The sequence below is a fragment of the Aureitalea sp. L0-47 genome (genome assembly GCF_026126405.1).
In the GTDB taxonomy this organism is placed as follows: domain Bacteria; phylum Bacteroidota; class Bacteroidia; order Flavobacteriales; family Flavobacteriaceae; genus Pukyongia.
Genome location: NZ_JAFMTQ010000006.1, coordinates 1 through 15,887, shown reverse-complemented (window position 1 = coordinate 15,887; position 15,887 = coordinate 1). Strand labels below are relative to the sequence as shown.

General features: G+C 43.3%; 18 protein-coding genes. 11 read left to right on the top strand and 7 right to left on the bottom strand.

The annotated features are described in order from the left end of the window. Window positions 1-18: 18 nt before the first annotated feature. Window positions 19-615 (bottom strand): hypothetical protein, encoded by a 597-nt coding sequence (locus J1N09_RS07655; protein ID WP_265199452.1) that lies wholly within the window; start codon window positions 613-615, stop codon window positions 19-21. Window positions 616-865: 250 nt separating this feature from the next. Here J1N09_RS07655 and J1N09_RS07650 point away from each other — a divergent pair, with 250 nt between their 5' ends. The 7 genes from J1N09_RS07650 (at window position 866) to J1N09_RS07620 (ending at window position 5,481) form a co-directional block, all read left to right on the top strand. After that, on the top strand, window positions 866-1,711 hold the full coding sequence (locus J1N09_RS07650; protein ID WP_265199449.1) for a T9SS type A sorting domain-containing protein: 846 nt from the start codon (window positions 866-868) through the stop codon (window positions 1,709-1,711). Between the two features lie 123 nt (window positions 1,712-1,834). Then, entirely contained in the window at window positions 1,835-2,410 is a 576-nt protein-coding gene (locus tag J1N09_RS07645; protein WP_265199447.1) for a T9SS type A sorting domain-containing protein, read from the top strand. A 7-nt stretch (window positions 2,411-2,417) separates the two neighbouring features. Beyond that, window positions 2,418-2,792 carry a hypothetical protein gene (locus tag J1N09_RS07640; protein WP_265199444.1) on the top strand — a complete coding sequence of 125 codons (375 nt, stop codon included), beginning with the start codon at window positions 2,418-2,420 and terminating at the stop codon, window positions 2,790-2,792. Between the two features lie 10 nt (window positions 2,793-2,802). Further along, window positions 2,803-3,351 carry a YceI family protein gene (locus J1N09_RS07635; protein ID WP_265199442.1) on the top strand — a complete coding sequence of 183 codons (549 nt, stop codon included), beginning with the start codon at window positions 2,803-2,805 and terminating at the stop codon, window positions 3,349-3,351. Between the two features lie 5 nt (window positions 3,352-3,356). Then, window positions 3,357-3,734 (top strand): hypothetical protein, encoded by a 378-nt coding sequence (locus J1N09_RS07630; protein WP_265199441.1) that lies wholly within the window; start codon window positions 3,357-3,359, stop codon window positions 3,732-3,734. Window positions 3,735-3,738: 4 nt separating this feature from the next. Next, window positions 3,739-4,626 (top strand): DUF5777 family beta-barrel protein, encoded by an 888-nt coding sequence (locus tag J1N09_RS07625; protein WP_265199439.1) that lies wholly within the window; start codon window positions 3,739-3,741, stop codon window positions 4,624-4,626. 30 nt (window positions 4,627-4,656) lie between these two features. After that, window positions 4,657-5,481 carry a T9SS type A sorting domain-containing protein gene (locus tag J1N09_RS07620; protein WP_265199437.1) on the top strand — a complete coding sequence of 275 codons (825 nt, stop codon included), beginning with the start codon at window positions 4,657-4,659 and terminating at the stop codon, window positions 5,479-5,481. Here J1N09_RS07620 and rmuC read toward each other — a convergent pair. The 5 genes from rmuC to J1N09_RS07595 all read right to left on the bottom strand — a co-directional run bounded on the left by rmuC (window position 5,478) and on the right by J1N09_RS07595 (window position 11,324). Next, on the bottom strand, window positions 5,478-6,800 hold the full coding sequence (gene rmuC, locus J1N09_RS07615) for a DNA recombination protein RmuC (protein ID WP_265199435.1): 1,323 nt from the start codon (window positions 6,798-6,800) through the stop codon (window positions 5,478-5,480). The two genes, J1N09_RS07620 and rmuC, sit on opposite strands and share 4 nt — an antisense overlap. A 46-nt stretch (window positions 6,801-6,846) precedes the next feature. Then, window positions 6,847-7,641 (bottom strand): ABC transporter ATP-binding protein, encoded by a 795-nt coding sequence (locus tag J1N09_RS07610; RefSeq protein ID WP_265199434.1) that lies wholly within the window; start codon window positions 7,639-7,641, stop codon window positions 6,847-6,849. Next, window positions 7,641-8,672 (bottom strand): FecCD family ABC transporter permease, encoded by a 1,032-nt coding sequence (locus tag J1N09_RS07605; protein WP_265199433.1) that lies wholly within the window; start codon window positions 8,670-8,672, stop codon window positions 7,641-7,643. Before J1N09_RS07605 ends, J1N09_RS07610 begins: the two co-directional genes overlap by 1 nt. Then, window positions 8,672-9,838: an ABC transporter substrate-binding protein gene (locus J1N09_RS07600; RefSeq protein WP_265199431.1), complete on the bottom strand. Its 1,167-nt coding sequence runs from the start codon at window positions 9,836-9,838 to the stop codon at window positions 8,672-8,674. The genes J1N09_RS07605 and J1N09_RS07600 overlap by 1 nt, the downstream gene beginning before the upstream one ends. 88 nt (window positions 9,839-9,926) lie before the next feature. Next, a complete protein-coding gene (locus tag J1N09_RS07595; protein ID WP_265199430.1) occupies window positions 9,927-11,324 on the bottom strand; it encodes a S41 family peptidase in 1,398 nt (465 codons plus the stop codon). A gap of 144 nt (window positions 11,325-11,468) precedes the next feature. On the opposite strand from J1N09_RS07595, the gene J1N09_RS07590 reads away from it, so the two are divergent. Genes J1N09_RS07590 through J1N09_RS07575 form a run of 4 tightly spaced genes read left to right on the top strand, consistent with a single transcriptional unit; the run spans window position 11,469 to window position 13,586 of the window. Beyond that, window positions 11,469-11,975, top strand: a complete 507-nt coding sequence (locus tag J1N09_RS07590) for an RNA polymerase sigma factor (protein ID WP_265199429.1) — start codon at window positions 11,469-11,471, stop codon at window positions 11,973-11,975. After that, on the top strand, window positions 11,962-12,435 hold the full coding sequence (locus tag J1N09_RS07585) for a hypothetical protein (protein WP_265199427.1): 474 nt from the start codon (window positions 11,962-11,964) through the stop codon (window positions 12,433-12,435). The genes J1N09_RS07590 and J1N09_RS07585 overlap by 14 nt, the downstream gene beginning before the upstream one ends. 19 nt (window positions 12,436-12,454) lie before the next feature. Next, window positions 12,455-12,988 (top strand): DUF4252 domain-containing protein, encoded by a 534-nt coding sequence (locus tag J1N09_RS07580; RefSeq protein ID WP_265199425.1) that lies wholly within the window; start codon window positions 12,455-12,457, stop codon window positions 12,986-12,988. Between the two features lies 1 nt (window position 12,989). Continuing rightward, a complete protein-coding gene (locus J1N09_RS07575; RefSeq protein WP_265199423.1) occupies window positions 12,990-13,586 on the top strand; it encodes a DUF4252 domain-containing protein in 597 nt (198 codons plus the stop codon). A 793-nt stretch (window positions 13,587-14,379) separates the two neighbouring features. Here J1N09_RS07575 and purB read toward each other — a convergent pair. Beyond that, window positions 14,380-15,723 (bottom strand): adenylosuccinate lyase, encoded by a 1,344-nt coding sequence (gene purB / locus J1N09_RS07570; RefSeq protein ID WP_265199421.1) that lies wholly within the window; start codon window positions 15,721-15,723, stop codon window positions 14,380-14,382. Window positions 15,724-15,887: the final 164 nt, after the last annotated feature.

The window sequence follows — 15,887 nt, the reverse complement described above, 5'->3', positions numbered from 1 at the left end:
GTGACAGACGATTAAAGTTTAATTTCTGAAACTTAGAATAATCCAACGCTGACTCACTCCATCGTAAACGAGTTCAACAAGCCCTTCACCTGAAGTTTGTTCGAATCCACCCGTTAAAGTGGTTATCCTGTTTTCAGGGCTAGAGTTTGAACTTTCATTGGAAATCTTGAAATTGTTGGCTGAGGTATTTAGTAAAATGATATGCTTACCGTCTGTTCCGCCTGATAATCCTGAGAATTCGTAATTGTGATTCGCTCCTGTCAAACGGAAAACAACAATATCTTTGTTTGTTGTTTCTAATTCGAGATCCACATTGTGAAATACCTGTCCTGATGAAATTGTGGGTGTTGTGATTGTCTGGACAAAGTATTTGGTTGATCCATTGGAATGTAACGTTCCGTCTTGAAGCAAAAGATTATCTCCAACACCAACCTCGGTAACATTACCTTTTAAATCAACTCCAATAATTTTGGTAGATTCGTCCGGAGCTAAACTTTCTATTCGAACAGTTCCATTCACATGAAGTGTTTCCATTGGTTCGGTAGTTCCAATTCCAACCTGAGCCGAAACCAGAGGTGCAGCTAAAATAAGTGCATAAAGTAGTATATATTTCATAAGTATAGATATTTGGGGGTATACTTTGATTAAAGCAAAAGTAATGCCTGTAAGAATAAGATTACTTTATACTATTTAACTTTCGATTAAATGACGATATATTCGATGAAACAACGTTATTCTTTAATTTAGAATTGAATCACACTCAATTATTTACAGATAAAATATTTCTTTTAATAACCTAGTAGGATATTTAGAAAACAAATTGTTATATATTCAAACAAAGATTCTAACCCTAAAAAACACAATTATGAAAAAGATCTTTATGCTGATGGCTGTTCTAGGCCTTTCACTGAATATAAATGCTCAAATTACCGGAAACTTTACAAACGATTTCGAAGATGGAACCACACAGGGTTGGTCTAATGGTGCCCAATCTCCTAATCCTCCAACGAATATCCCAACCGGTGGTCCTAACGGGGTTGACGATAACTTCCTGGAAGAAATTAGTGCCGGTGGAGGCGGAGCTGGCAGTAAGATGGTGATCCAAAATGACGAAGACGAATGGACAGGTAATTACAATAGTGCAGGTGTACTCGAGATATCATTCGATGTAAAAAATGCAGGTGCTACCGATCTCCTTTTGAGAGTTGCCATGGAAGGTGGCCCAGACAGTTCTGAAATGGCCACAACCAGTTCGGTTTCAGTGCCTTCAACCCAGACAACATGGACAACAATAACCATTCCTATTCAACCATCAGATTTTACTGTGCTAGACGGCAACGATACAGCATCGGCTGTTCTTGGTGGTGTAGATAACATTAGAATACTAAGCAGTGCTGTTCCATCCTATAATGGTGATGCGATTGCGGCAACCATGCATGTGGATAACATTACTGCTGTAGCACCTCTAAGTGTTTCCGAATCTAATTTGAACGATGTAACTCTATACCCCAACCCGGTTTCCGATGTGTTGAATGTGGCATCTTCCAATTCAATTGAGAAATTTGAGATTATCAACATTGCCGGGCAGTTGATAACCGAAGGTGAGTTGAACGCTAAGTTCATCCAGGTATCCAACCTTAGTGAAGGCCTGTATTTTTTACGTCTTTCAAACAATTTAGGCGCTAGAACAATTAAGTTTGTTAAGCGATAGTTTCTAAATTTTAAGTGACTGAAAACTCCGGCTTGCCGGAGTTTTTTTATGTCTTGAGGTAGGGAATTTTCAATTTGAATTGTTTCATATACAAACAACAACTTTAACCTTTAAAAAAAAATTATGAAAAAGATTGTACTCACCCTAGCCTTATTTGTATCACTTACTTTAACCGCACAAACCACTTTCGACATCAACTGGGAGGTTGGTGCTAATGGCGCTGCCGCCAGTGCTACCGTTGCTCCCGGCGATACGGTTCGATGGACATGGACAGATGCCCTACCACACAGTGTAACCAGTGAGTCAGGTGCCCAACAAGCATTTGACAGCGGGATACTAACAGGCCTGGGAACAGAATTCTCGTTTACTTTTACTCAGTTGGGAACCAATGATTACCGCTGTGATGTTCACTCCAATATGTTTGGAACCATTACTGTTGAAGAGGTACTTTCCATTCAGGATAAGTTTGTAAAGAGCCTGAAACTCTATCCCAACCCGGCCAAAGATCAACTTACCATCTTTTCCCTCATGAAAATAGATTCGTTTGAACTTGCGAATGTGAGTGGGCAACGGGTGATGCAAGGAAAGGATGATGGAAATTTCAGCATGTTGAATGTATCTACTCTTCAACCCGGCATGTATTTCCTGACGGTTACTTCAGGAGACCTTTCACATACAACCAAGGTCATCATTCAATAGATCTGACATGAACCGATTAATTACAATTTCCCTGTGGGCAGTCGTGCTCGTGATGCTGCACGGCTGTACCGCAAGGGACATGGACGAATTGGAACCTGTACAACAGGAGATGCCTGCCGATCTGGTCACATTTGAAGACGTGAGGGCCATATTCGAAAATAACTGTCAGCAATGCCATTCCAATCCACCTCAAAATGGTGCGCCGATGCCATTGGTGACCTACAACAATGTAAGATCGGCTGTTGAGAACAGGGATTTACTGGGTAGGATCAGTAGGGCAGAAGGTGAACAGGGATTGATGCCATTGGGCGGACCTCGCTTACCACAGACCACAATTGACCTCGTCATGCAATGGGTGGCGGACGGACTACTAGAAAACTAAAAAAATTGCTATGAAAAAGATATTTTTTCTGATAAGTGCTCTGGTACTTATCCTGGGACCGCTGCATGCCCAGGAAAAGCTAAAGACTAAGAGCGGTACCATAACCTTTGAAGCTTCCGTGCCCTCCTTCGAAGAAGTAAAAGCCACACATCAAAATGTTAGTGCTATCCTGAACACCTCAAACGGAGAGTTTGCAGCGCTAGCCCTGGTGAAAGGCTTCCGATTCAAAGTGGCCCTGATGGAAGAACATTTCAACGAAAACTATATGGAATCCTCAACCTATCCGAAAGCCGTATTCAAGGGAATTATTGCGGATTTCGATATCGAAGATCTGAAGGATAAACCATCAAAATACACCATAAAAGGTTCTATCACTCTTCATGGTGAAACTCGTGATCTCAACGAACCTGTTCAAATCTGGAAAGAAGAAGATAAGATTGTGGTAACAACGAATTTCAAATTAAATCCTGAAGATTTCAATATCAAGATCCCGGCTGTTGTGAGTAAAAAGATTGCTGAAGATGTTGATGTGGCTGCTAAGTTTAACCTTCAGAATTAAAGAATATGAAGAAGAAGTTAGCATTATTAATATTCGCCATTGTAATCATAGGAGGGATTATCGGATATAATTACCTCTACCAGGATCATCGTGAGATCGCTACTGAAGAGCCCATTGCCGAATTGACTTCGGAATCTATCCTGGAAATATTCAGACAGGAAGATTCCAGTGAAATTTTAAACGCTACAGTAACCGTAAAAGGAAAAATTTCAGAAATAAACGAAACCAGTATTACTCTTGACGACAAGGTTAGCGGTAGCTTTTCAGAAATTCCTGGCGATATGGCCATAGGAATGGAAGTGGAGATCAAAGGCCGATGCATCGGCTACGACGATCTGTTTGAACTGGTGAAAATGGATCAATGCACTATTTTAAACAACTAACATCATGAAAACAATATTAACCTTACTATTCCTTTTTTTGCCCATTTTTGCAATTGCCCAGGACGACCTCCTCGGAGAACTTGAAAGTGAAGTCACAGATGACAATGCTGTTGATGCTGCCTTCAAAGGTTTGAAGGTGGTTAACTTCGAATCCACCAAACTCGCTCATAAGAAAGATTTCTATTTCATCGTATCACACCGTTTCGGAACCGTGAAAAATGGCTTTGATGATCTCTTCGGACTTGACGATGCCGTGACTCAATTGAAATTCATTTATGGAGTGAACGAATGGCTGAACGTAGGCTTTGCGCGTAGTTCCCTTCAGAAAACCTACGGGGGACATATCAAATACCGTCTTCTTCAGCAAAAAAATGAAGGCAGTCCGGTTACCGTGGTGGGGTATAACCTGATCACCATAAATACCGCTCTGGACGAAGACCTTTACACCAACTTCGAATTTAGCGACAGGGTCACCTACACCAATCAGATCCTGGTATCCAGAAAAGTATCGAAAAATCTTTCCCTGCTACTTGCACCGACCTACATCCACGAAAACCTTGCCACCAGGAGCTTTATGGTGCTGCCAAATGACGAAACTTTGGCCTTTGATGAAGAGAACGACCAGTTTGCTGTTGGTGTGGGCGGAAGATTGAAATTAACCACTCGTTGGAGTATCAATGCCGACTACGGAATCCATCTTAACCGTAACGACAATTCAAATTTTAAGAACCCGCTGAGTATAGGGGTGGATCTTGAGACGGGTGGCCACGTGTTTCAAATGCATTTTACCAACGCCCAGCCTATGTTCGATGATGGTTTTATTGTTCGTGGTGCAGGTGACTGGAGTGATGGAGATTTCTATTTCGGATTTAATTTGAGCAGGGTATTCTAAAATTTACTAACTTTAAGGAAAAGAGTCCGGATGAAGCAAATATTACTCGTTTTCCTATTAGTATTTTGTTCTCTTGAGATAACTTCACAGGAGTTCTTTAACGATTTTGAAGATGGGACCCTGGAGGGTTGGACCAATATTGACGGAACTGAAACCGGAATTACTAATGAAGACGAGGGCGCCTTTAAGTACCTTCAAAAGGTTGCCGATGGGATGATGACAGCTCCCGGCAGGTTATCAATCGCGAACGAAACAGATACCTGGACAGGAGACAATTACGGAGGTGGGTTCAATATTTTCGGCGCATTGACTTTCAACGTTAAAAACGATAATAATTTCGACCTGAAACTAAGACTCGGTTTCAGAGGGGGTAGTGATGATACAATATTGGTTACTACTGAACCATTGACGGTTCCTGCCAATTCCGGATGGAATAATTACTCGCTGGAAACCTATGATCCAACTACGGTTGTAAGTGGAAAAGCTACAATTATTGAAGTTGCCACAAACACTCTTGAATTCAGAATTATTCACAGTGAAGAGGTTAGCTGGGAAGGTGATGCAATAGCTGGATCACTTGCTATAGATGATCTTACTGGAGTTTTACTGGACAATGAAGACTTTTTTAAGGAGACCGTTCGTGTAAGCCCGAATCCTTTTCAGAATAATCTAAAGATCGAGTTGCCAATTGACAAGGGAACTATCCAGATATTCGACGTGATCGGCAGAAATATACTCACTTCAGATCTAAATAAAACTACCGTACTGGACCTACAAAAACTGAATAGCGGCGTCTACCTGGCCAAGATCACTACCGAATCGGGTATTGTGACCAAGAGGATCATCAAGAATTAATCCTCCGATTCTTCTTCTGCCCGCTTCAGCAGTTTGTCATCAATGGTTTTACTTGCCTTTGCACCTAATTTCTTAAGTTTTTCAACTCTTCGTATCAGGTTACCACGCCCGGTCAGTTTTTTCATGGCATTTTCGTAGGTCCCCTGAACCGTACCGATCTGTTTCCCTACCTTGATCAATTCATCAGTGAGATTTGTAAAGGAATCGTATAAGGCGCCCGCTTCTTTGGCGATGGCTAAGGCGTTTTGTGTCTGACGATCATTCTGCCACAAGTTATCCACCAGTCGGAGGGCGGCCAGCAGGGTGGAAGGTGTAACGATCACCACCTGCTTGTCGAAGGCATCTTCGTAGATATTAGGTTCGTTAGCTGCTGCAATGGCAAAGGCAGGTTCGATAGGGACAAACATGAAGACCGTATCCGGGCTCTCGTCCATCAAGTACTGGTATTGCTTTTCGCTGAGGTCATTTACGTGTTTCCTGATAGAAGCGATATGCTTTTTTAAATGACCCTGCTTGATCTCTTCATCTTCTTCGGAAACAAAGCGTTCGAAATCTACAAGGGATACCTTACTGTCAACAATCATCTTCTTACCATCCGGTAAATGAATAAGCACATCCGTTTGAAGTCGTTTGCCGGTTTCGGTTATATGGCTGTCCTGGATGGTGTATTCTCTTCCTTTCTCCAGTCCCGACTTCTCTAGTATCCTTGTAAGTACCAGTTCGCCCCAGTTTCCTTGCATCTTGCTGTCTCCTTTCAGGGCCTTGGTTAGGTTGTCAGCCTCTTTGCTGATCTGCCTGTTGAGCTCGGAAAGATGTTTTAATTGTTCTTTCAATTCACTGTGACGGCCTACACTTTCTTTATTCGTGTCCTCAACCTTTTTCTCGAAGGTTTTTATTTTCTCCTGAAGCGGATTCAGCAGTGTCTCGAGGTTTTCCTTATTTTGTTTGGTGAATTTAGACGATTTCTCGTCCAGGATCTTATTGGCGAGGTTTTCGAATTCCTTGGTGAACTTTTCCTGCAGTTTCTCAACCTCCTCCCGTTGCTCCCTATTTTGTTTTTCCAGGTTGTTGAACTCGGTATTTCGCCTAACGAGTTCGCTATTCAGAAAATCTTTCTCCTTGCGGATATCTTCGCGTTCGTTCAGCACGGATTCGAATTGTTCGTGAATTCTTTCCTGCTGTATTTGGGATTGCTCCAAACGTTCTTCCATTTTGCCGGCTTCCGCTTTTTGTTTCAGCCGTGCGAAGAGATTACCCATAAAGGCACCTATCAGGGCACATATCAGGCCAATTAGGATGATGAGAAAGTTTTCACTCATAAATAATCAAAGCTTGTGGGAATTTTGAAATGCTTCTCAAAGATAGTTAATTCCTGATGGTAAATCTTCCACTCTTTCCATCAAATTGAATGCTATCCTTAGGGAAAAGTGCATCGAATCTTCCGGCTTCTATCAGATTGCAAGGTTCGTCCACATAGGTGGCGTCTTTGTCCATAACGATCATCACATCGGCCAGCTGTATGCCCAGGTCGATCTCGTGGGTTGAAAAAAGCACGGTCTTTCCCTCTTCCGAAGTGAGTCGTTTTAGCAGCTTTAAAATATACGCCCGATGATAGAGATCCAGATGGGTAGTGGGCTCATCAAGAATGATCACCGGTGTGTCCTGTGCCAGGGCCCTTGCAATTACCACTCGCTGCATCTGCCCGTCACTGAGTTCGTAGCATTTCCTGTTCGCCAGCACCTCAGTGTCGGTGATATCCATAGCATTCTGTATAACCTCCTTATCCCTATCTGTTAGTACTCCAAAACTATTGGTGTAAGGTTGTCGTCCAAGGGAGATCAGTTCGCGTACGTTAAGGTTTTTTGATGCCGGGGCCTCCGTGAGTACTACGCTTAGTCGGGAAGCGCGTTCCAGGGTGGAATAGGAGGAAAGTGCTTTACCTTCTATCATTACCTCCCCTTCGAGTGCGGGTTGCATCCCGGACAAGGTTCGGAGGAGGGTGGATTTTCCTATACCATTGGCGCCTACCAAAGCGATGAGTTTTCCCGACGCAATGTCGAAATTGATATCAGTAGCGATCGGCAGTTTTTGTTTCCTGCTGAAATAACCAATTTCTAGCCTGGCTGCTGCAATGGCGGTATTTTTTCTTTCTGAACTCATTAAAACAGCAATTTTCGTTTTCTAACCAGCAACCAGATAACAACCGGAGCCCCTATCAAGGAAGTGATCGCATTGATAGGTAATGTTTCCTCGCTCATTGGCAACTGAGCTACCGTATCACAGAGCAGCATCAGTATAGCGCCGCACAGGATCACGGCAGGTACCAAAATAAAATGATTCGATGTAGTAAATAACTGACGAGTAAGATGCGGTACTGCTAGACCGATGAACGCAATGGGGCCGGCAAAGGCAGTTATTCCCCCCGCGAGTATGCTGGTAGCAAGAATGATCAATAAGGTGGTTTGCTTAATTCTTAACCCCATACTTTTCGCGTAATTCTCCCCTAGAAGCAATGCATTGAGTGATTTACAGCTCATTAGCGCAAGTACAATACCCAAAACACAGCACAAAGCAAGGATCAATATGCCGCTCCAGGACTGGTTTCCCAGACTTCCGAAACTCCAGAAAATATATTGTTGTAGTTTTTCTGCTGAACTGAAATAGCTGAGAACCGCTACTACGGCCGCAGTAACACTACCGAACATGAGACCAATAATGAGTATCGCCATGCTGTCCTTTACCCGAAGGGTTACTGCCAATACTGCCAGGAGCACCAGGAAACTTCCCAGGGCCGAGGCGATCACCAGACTATACTGACTCGTCAACGCACCGCCTAACATCCCTCCGAAAACTCCTGCTCCAAGGATGAGTAAGGCAACTCCCAGACTTGCACCACTGCTGAGGCCAAGTACAAAGGGACCTGCTAGTGGATTACGAAAAAGCGTTTGCATGAGCAAACCTGCGACAGCCAGGCCGCTACCGGTCATGATGGCTGTTAGCGCTTTAGGTAAGCGGTAATCGAGTACAATGTACTCCCAGGAAGACTTACTAACATCACCCCCAAAAAGAGCGGCAATGACTTCAGATAATGGAATTTTTACAGATCCGAGACCAATATTCAGAAGGAAAAACCCTAGCAGAGCCACAAGGAGCATTACAAACCATTTGTTATAGGATTGCCGGGTTTCCATTATTCAACTTTGCTGAAAAAGAACAACTCGTGATCGGGTAGGAGTTCAGGGTGTAGGATCTTCACAATGTCCTTGAGTACCAGGTCGGGTCGGTTTGGTGCAAGCTCGTAATAGAGGATACCTCCGGTTTCTCCCTTTTTTGAGGTAAAGGTATATACGTTTCCATTTTGAAGCGCCAGGAATTCACTGTACACCGAATGGGCTTCTTCGAATTGTTCAACAGATGTGAATTGCCCCGGACCTATCCAGAATTCGGCGTTTTGCCCTTTTTCCAAAACGGATTCGAGGCTCATGGAAAGGCTTCCTGTTCCTTCGGTCTCTTTCCAGAGGTAATCCCCGTTCGCGTCCTCAATAAACTTAGCAGCCCAGCTGTCACCCTGCGGCATATACCATATATCTTTATACATTGCTCCACTTAGAACGGTAGGCTTAATTTTGGCGTTTTTGGCGATCTCCAGCACTCGGAAATATTCGGTTTCTATTTCTCTGAAGATACTGTCGGCTTCTTTTTGTTTGTCGAACAAAGCACCGAAGAACTTGATCCATTCGGCTTTGCCCAGTGGATGTTTTTCGGTCCAGTCGGCATTATACAATACTGGTATCCCTGCCTGCTTAATATTTTCTACTGTTTTATTGGTGCCATCCACTGCGAAGGTTATAACGGCATCGGGTTCGAGATCGATGAGTACTTCGGTATTGATAGCTTCATTTTGTCCCAGTTCCTTGATTTTTCCTTCGGAAATAAGTGTGCGGGCCTTTTCAGAAGAAATATAATTCAGATTAGGGAAGCCCACGAGTTTATCGGTTACATCCAGCATATCGAGAGACGGGATATGGGTAGTTGAAGTCACTACTATTGATTCCACGGGGTATTTTAATATTTTATGAAAGCCCGGGTCATGCCACGGCCTGCCGGTAATAGAATCTTCCTCCGGGGTCAGCCCTTTTTTCTTCAATTCGTAGGTAAATGATTCATCGGAACTAGGCCAGGGATTTTTAACGGTGAGTGTTATATAATTATCGGCCTCATGAATCGAGAAGCCTTCGGCATACTGTATTTCAATAGGATCTTTTTTTGCAACTTCGTCAACGAGGGAGGGTGATTTCTGAATGTCTTTACACGAAAGAAGTGAAAGGCAAAAAACGACTACAGTGAATATACGCATACCCAAAAATAATAGTTTTTAACGGCGTGCGTTTGGAAATCGAAGATAATTTATGGGACCTACGAACAGAAGCTGTTCAATATACGGTTCACTTTTCAGCTACCATCACCTGGTATAGTGGAGAAGAAGCCTTACTATCGGAGATCTCCTCAAGATCTGAATGGTGCGGAATTATTGGCGATGGCGACGGGAATATTTCCGCCAAAGCTGCCGCTAAAAGGGGTTCGCTCGTATCACCCAGAACTCCCAAATTCGAATAATCTTCTTCCATTAATGTATCCGGTGGGAGACCATCTATGAAATCGGTAAAACCATTAGCGTTCGCTGTTTTGAAAACCAAAGGTAACATGGCATAGGTATGATCCGGATTCGCCTGCGCCCTGGAAAAATCGGGAGCCGGGGCATCGTAAAGTATAAATGACGCCTGGAACTTCCCGGTGGTAGTTCCGCCAACCTGGTTTACTGTGATATATGGGTCAAGGCCATTGATGACCAACTCACTGGCGGAAGCTGTTCTTCCTGTGGTGATAACATACACTTCGGTTAGGTTCAGGCTATTGATGGCTTCACCTGTTGAAATATTTTGATTGAAGAGTCCGTCACTGGCATAATCTGCCTGTCGGTCTGCGTTCCATTCTTCAGTATAAAAAATTTGACCTGAAAACTGCCCTGTGATCATACTGGCAAGATCGCTGGCCGTTTCTACAGAGCCACCACCATTATAGCGAAGGTCCAGGATGAGGTTTGTGATACCATCTGCCTGGAATTGAGCGAATGCCGCGTTCAGCTGCGGATCGAATTCACGGGTAAAGGCGTTGTACATTAGATATCCTACCTTCTGCCCCATAATATCGAAGGTGTTAGCAATAAAGACAGGGTTTTCGGTATATTCCATCTTGGTTAGCTCAACGCTGTCGCCGGTAGGTGTGATATTGGTTCCATCGAAGGTAGCCAGACCAATGGTATAGGTATCGGGATCGAAGAGGCTGTTGAAATTAGTATCGGTGATCTGGGTGCCATCAACAGTGTTGAAGATCATTCCGCGGCTCAGGCCCTTGGTTTCGGCATCGGTATTTGGGAGAACGTACCGCACATATCCGAAAACGTTCTCACTTCCGTCAGGGTAACGAACCAACCCATATTCCATACCATTGTTCATGGTTACACCCGAAAGCGAATTTTCCAGTGCGATGTAGTCGTCTACCAGCAAGCTAAAGCGATCCTGGGATGATTTCAGAAAATCAAAAAGGTCTTCAGGGGAGCCAAAAGTGCTGAGAAACGCATCGAGGTCGGCCTGTGTAGCAAAGGCGTCGTTAGCTAGCTCCGGGGTGTCGGCTTTGTAGAGGTAGAAGAAATTGAGTCCGCGATAAATAAAATCCTGGATCTCAAAAGTTGATGCTTGTTGTAACTCATCATCATTATCCTTAAAGCAGGAAGTAAGCAGGGTAGCGATCACTAAGAGCAGCAGAATACTTTTCTTTTTCATAAACAATAGGTATAAAGGCTATCTTGTAAAACCCGAAAATAGGGACATTATTGCGAAAGTTCAACTTATTTGTAACAAAATTGGAACAGGCTCGTCGAGATATAAGAACGGCATAGCAATTGCGAGTTCACTAACCAACAAAACATGACACAAAAGGAGTTTTTAACAACCGTGCTACCTTTTAAAGATAAGCTTTACAGGCTTGCTAAGAGACTGCTTGTGTCCAGTGATGAAGCTGAAGATGCTGTTCAGGAGATTATGTTGAAATTGTGGAAAGGGAAGGAAAAGATGGGAAATTATAAGAACCCTGAAGCCTTTGCGATGACGATGACCAAGAATTATTGCCTGGATCGTCTGAAATCGAAACAAGCCGGAAACATGAAAATTGTTCATAGCAATTTTAAAAATTCCGACAACATCGAGCGACAGGTTGAGGCAAACGACGGAGTCTCATTGGTTTTCCAGATCATGGAAACCCTGCCCGAACAACAACGCATGATCCTTCAGCTAAGAGATGTAGAGCAATATGATTTCGCAGAGATCGCGGAAATGCTCGACATCAAAGAAACAGCAATTCGTGTAGCACTTTCTCGAGCACGTAAAACGGTGAGAGAGCAAATGATTAAAAAATACAATTATGGAATCAACTAGAATTGAAAGGTTATTGGACGCTTATTTCGAAGGGAATACCACCCTGGCGGAGGAAGCAGCCTTGAGAGACTATTTTACCAGCGATGAGGTTGCAGATCACCTCGCACCCTATGCGGCCATGTTCAAAGGATTTGTACAGGCGCAGCAGGAGGTCTCCACTTCCGAAGTAACACTTCCGCAAAGCGGAGTAAAAATGAAAAGATGGTGGTACAGCATCGCGGCAACTTTTTTGGTGGCCCTCACGGTAGGAAGCTTTGTATTTTCTAATCAAGGCCTCTCCAGCGAGGAGGAGGAAGCCTTAGCCGCCTTGCAACAAACCAGGGAAGCGATGATGATGCTTTCTTCAAATTTAAATAAGGGAACTGAAAATGTGGCATTCCTAAACGAATTCGCAAAAGGATCCTCGAATATTAAACATATCAATCAATTTACAGAAACGAAAAACAGAATCTTAAAGTAAAGAACCTTAAAAACAAGTAATGATGAAAAAGTTAGTTATAATAATGTTAGTATTGATGGTGCCGTTCATGAGCTTTGCTCAGGTATTCGATTCTTACGAAGATGAGAAAATGGTCACATCAGTAGTGGTAACAAAGAACATGTTCAAACTCCTGGCCGAGATCGATCTCGAAAGTGATGATCCGGAAGTAAAAGAATACCTGGAGCTGGTGAACAACCTGGATAATATCAAGATTTTTATTACTGAAGACAAAGGCGTGGCAGCACGCATGAAAGCAGATGTAACAAAATACGTTGGTTCTACCTCAGGTCTCAACGAGCTTATGCGAGTGAAGGACGAAGGGAAGAACATCAAATTCTATTCAAAAGAAGGAAAGAGTTCCAGCTTTGTTAGTGAGCTATTAATGTTCATGGATGGAGATATTGACGGAAAAGAAGGAACCATGATCATGAGTATTACAGGAAACATAGACCTGAAGAAGATCTCTAAACTTACCAAGGACCTTAACGTGCCTGGTAGTGACGAACTAAAGAATATAGAAAACAAGCAGTAATATGAGCTTAGTAAAATTTATAGTTGGAATTTCTCTGGCAGCCATAGCATTGGTGAGCTGCAACGATGGATCATCCTTGCAACAGTATCTTGTAGATAAGCAGGACGACGATAAGTACCTCAAGATAGACATAGCAACCAGTTTGCTGGAAAGTGACGATGCCGACTTCACCGAGGAGCAAAGAGAGATACTGAACACGATCAAGAAAGTGAATGTGGTGGCCTATCCTGTAAAAGGTGAAAACGCCGAGAGTTACGATACCGAACGCGCTGAGCTTAAGAAGATCCTTGACAATGAGAAGTACAAACTTCTTGGAAAGGTGAGCTCAAACGGAAGCAATATGACGATGAAATACCTGGGAGAAGAAGATGCCATTGATGAAGTGATCATCTTTGCAAGTGACAAGGAACGCGGCTTTGCAGTATTCCGATTGTTGGGCGAGGATATGAAGCCGGGACAGATGCTGAAACTCATGAACTCTATAGATAGTGGGGACTTAGACGTATCGGCCCTAAAAGGGATTGGCGACATGTTCAGTGATAATAGTGCCGACGGTGATGAGATTGCAGACGAAATAAAGAAGGAATTAGCAGACTAAGTACTGCAACTTGTAAGAAAAAGGCTTCACACGTGGAGCTTTTTTTGTTTTTGGTCGAAAACGGATTTTCAAGCCATTGACAGCTAGTATTTTGCATTTATATTGTAGTAACAAAACAGGAATCGCTTGATGTTATATCCCCGCGATCAAGAGGTTCCCTCGACCAGAGATCTCACAAAGATGAGTTAGGTTGCAGATATTAGGGCTCCTTTCGAGGAGCCTTTTTTGTTTTTAGTCGAAAACAGACTTTCAATTTACTGATTTGAAGCTTTTTGCATGCTATTTGCAATTAGTGGTATTGGGTGCAGTTGATGTTCATTCCCCGCGATCAACGGTTCCCTTCAGCCAGAGACCTCACTAGTTGAGTTAGGTTGCGATATTCAGGCTCCTTTCGAGGAGCCTTTTTTGATTTTGGTCGAAAACCAATTTTCAAGTGTTAAGTTAATTGGTAATTAAACATAGTTTCACGGCACATTTTGGCGGGTCTCCTGGTTAATAATCCCCTTAATTAGGAGACCTAGACAACCATAGATCATGCTAAATGAGTTATTTGGTTGATTTTTTAGGCTCCTTTCGAGGAGCCTTTTTGATTTTGGTCGAAAACAGATTTTTAACCACCACGTATTTAGTCATTTACGCATAGCTTTGAATTAGCGTCAAAAATATATAACTCCCCAATTTTTGATTTGACCTATGTTTTCTATCCCCAAACATGGTCATGATCGGCCAGAGACCTTTGCGTATACCAAAGCAGGCTGATGTAATAGGCTCCGGAGAATTCCGGGGCTTTTTTTTATATCCCGGTGTAATTCGAAGGAGAGATCTGTCGAAGTTCTTCCTTTATCTCTTCGGAAACGTTCAGAGTCTCAATAAAGTTCTTAATAGAATCTCTTGTAATGGCTTCATTGGTCCTTGTAAGGCTCTTTAAAGCTTCGTATGGATTCGGATAGCCTTCTCGTCTCAGGATCGTTTGAATGGCCTCTGCAGCTACCGCCCAGTTGTTTTCCAGGTCTTCCCGAAGCTTAGCTTCATTCAGAAGTAATTTATTGAGTCCTTTCATTATAGACTGAAACCCTATAACCGTATGCCCCATAGGTACCCCGATATTTCTCAACACTGTGCTATCGGTAAGGTCTCGTTGAAGTCGACTAATAGGTAATTTTGCGGAAAGGTGTTCAAAGACTGCATTGGCAATACCTAAATTCCCTTCGCTGTTCTCGAAGTCGATGGGATTTACTTTATGTGGCATGGCCGAAGAACCGATCTCACCCTTCTTGATCTTCTGCTTGAAATAATCCATAGACACATAGGTCCAGATATCCCTGTCGAGGTCGATGAGGATGGTATTGATCCGTTTCAGGCAGTCGAACAGCGCGGCCATATGGTCGTAATGCTCTATCTGTGTAGTTGGGAACGAATGATGTAGTCCTAATTTCTCCTGAACGAATTGTGTTCCGAAGGCTTTCCATTCGATATCAGGGTAGGCTACTTTGTGCGCATTGAAATTCCCTGTGGCACCTCCAAACTTAGCGGCGCTCTTGATATCGTTTAGCAGGTCGAATTGCTCTTCCAGCCGAACCACGAAAACCTCGATCTCTTTCCCGAGTCGGGTAGGGGAAGCGGGCTGTCCGTGGGTGCGCGCCAGCATAGGCACATCCTTCCATTCTGTTGCTAAATCTTTCAGTTTATCTTTTACTTCGAAGAAACCGGGAACGTACACCTCGTTCATGGCATCTTTTAGCGAAAGCGGAACGGCCGTGTTGTTAATGTCCTGAGAGGTTAATCCGAAATGAATGAATTCCTTGTATTTCTGAAGTCCGAGCGCGTCGAATTCTTCCTTGATGAAATATTCAACCGCTTTTACATCGTGATTGGTTACTTTTTCGGTGTCCTTGATACGCTGCGCATCTTCCGAAGAGAATTCAGAATAAAGATTTCTCAGTTTATCGAAAAGGGAGGTGTCGAAGTCGGACAACTGCGGCAGCGGCAACTCGACCAATGCGATAAAATACTCTATCTCCACCTGCACCCTGTACTTGATGAGCGCTTCTTCAGAAAAGAAGGGCACGAGTGCTTTCGTCTTGGACGCGTAACGACCGTCAATAGGGGAAATAGCTTGTAATGATCGAGTGGACATAGCTGGTTGAATTAAAGATGCAAAGATAGGGTTTCTTGTTGGAAGTCGGAAGTCGGAAGTCAGAAGTCCGAAGTCGGAAGTCGGAAGTCTGAAGTTGATGGTTTCGAATAAACAAATCAACAAATAAACGAATCAACTATTATTTTGTCCGGTGTACGGTGTCA

Coding starts and splice junctions, on each gene's coding strand:
- J1N09_RS07605 (WP_265199433.1), bottom strand. CDS start 8,672: ATGGAAACCCGGCAATCCTATAACAAATGGTTTGTAATGCTCCTTGTG.
- J1N09_RS07580 (WP_265199425.1), top strand. CDS start 12,455: ATGATGAAAAAGTTAGTTATAATAATGTTAGTATTGATGGTGCCGTTC.
- rmuC (WP_265199435.1), bottom strand. CDS start 6,800: ATGAGTGAAAACTTTCTCATCATCCTAATTGGCCTGATATGTGCCCTG.
- J1N09_RS07610 (WP_265199434.1), bottom strand. CDS start 7,641: ATGAGTTCAGAAAGAAAAAATACCGCCATTGCAGCAGCCAGGCTAGAA.
- J1N09_RS07655 (WP_265199452.1), bottom strand. CDS start 615: ATGAAATATATACTACTTTATGCACTTATTTTAGCTGCACCTCTGGTT.
- J1N09_RS07595 (WP_265199430.1), bottom strand. CDS start 11,324: ATGAAAAAGAAAAGTATTCTGCTGCTCTTAGTGATCGCTACCCTGCTT.
- J1N09_RS07635 (WP_265199442.1), top strand. CDS start 2,803: ATGAAAAAGATATTTTTTCTGATAAGTGCTCTGGTACTTATCCTGGGA.
- J1N09_RS07630 (WP_265199441.1), top strand. CDS start 3,357: ATGAAGAAGAAGTTAGCATTATTAATATTCGCCATTGTAATCATAGGA.
- J1N09_RS07620 (WP_265199437.1), top strand. CDS start 4,657: ATGAAGCAAATATTACTCGTTTTCCTATTAGTATTTTGTTCTCTTGAG.
- J1N09_RS07650 (WP_265199449.1), top strand. CDS start 866: ATGAAAAAGATCTTTATGCTGATGGCTGTTCTAGGCCTTTCACTGAAT.
- J1N09_RS07575 (WP_265199423.1), top strand. CDS start 12,990: ATGAGCTTAGTAAAATTTATAGTTGGAATTTCTCTGGCAGCCATAGCA.
- J1N09_RS07625 (WP_265199439.1), top strand. CDS start 3,739: ATGAAAACAATATTAACCTTACTATTCCTTTTTTTGCCCATTTTTGCA.
- purB (WP_265199421.1), bottom strand. CDS start 15,723: ATGTCCACTCGATCATTACAAGCTATTTCCCCTATTGACGGTCGTTAC.
- J1N09_RS07590 (WP_265199429.1), top strand. CDS start 11,469: ATGACACAAAAGGAGTTTTTAACAACCGTGCTACCTTTTAAAGATAAG.
- J1N09_RS07645 (WP_265199447.1), top strand. CDS start 1,835: ATGAAAAAGATTGTACTCACCCTAGCCTTATTTGTATCACTTACTTTA.
- J1N09_RS07600 (WP_265199431.1), bottom strand. CDS start 9,838: ATGCGTATATTCACTGTAGTCGTTTTTTGCCTTTCACTTCTTTCGTGT.
- J1N09_RS07585 (WP_265199427.1), top strand. CDS start 11,962: ATGGAATCAACTAGAATTGAAAGGTTATTGGACGCTTATTTCGAAGGG.
- J1N09_RS07640 (WP_265199444.1), top strand. CDS start 2,418: ATGAACCGATTAATTACAATTTCCCTGTGGGCAGTCGTGCTCGTGATG.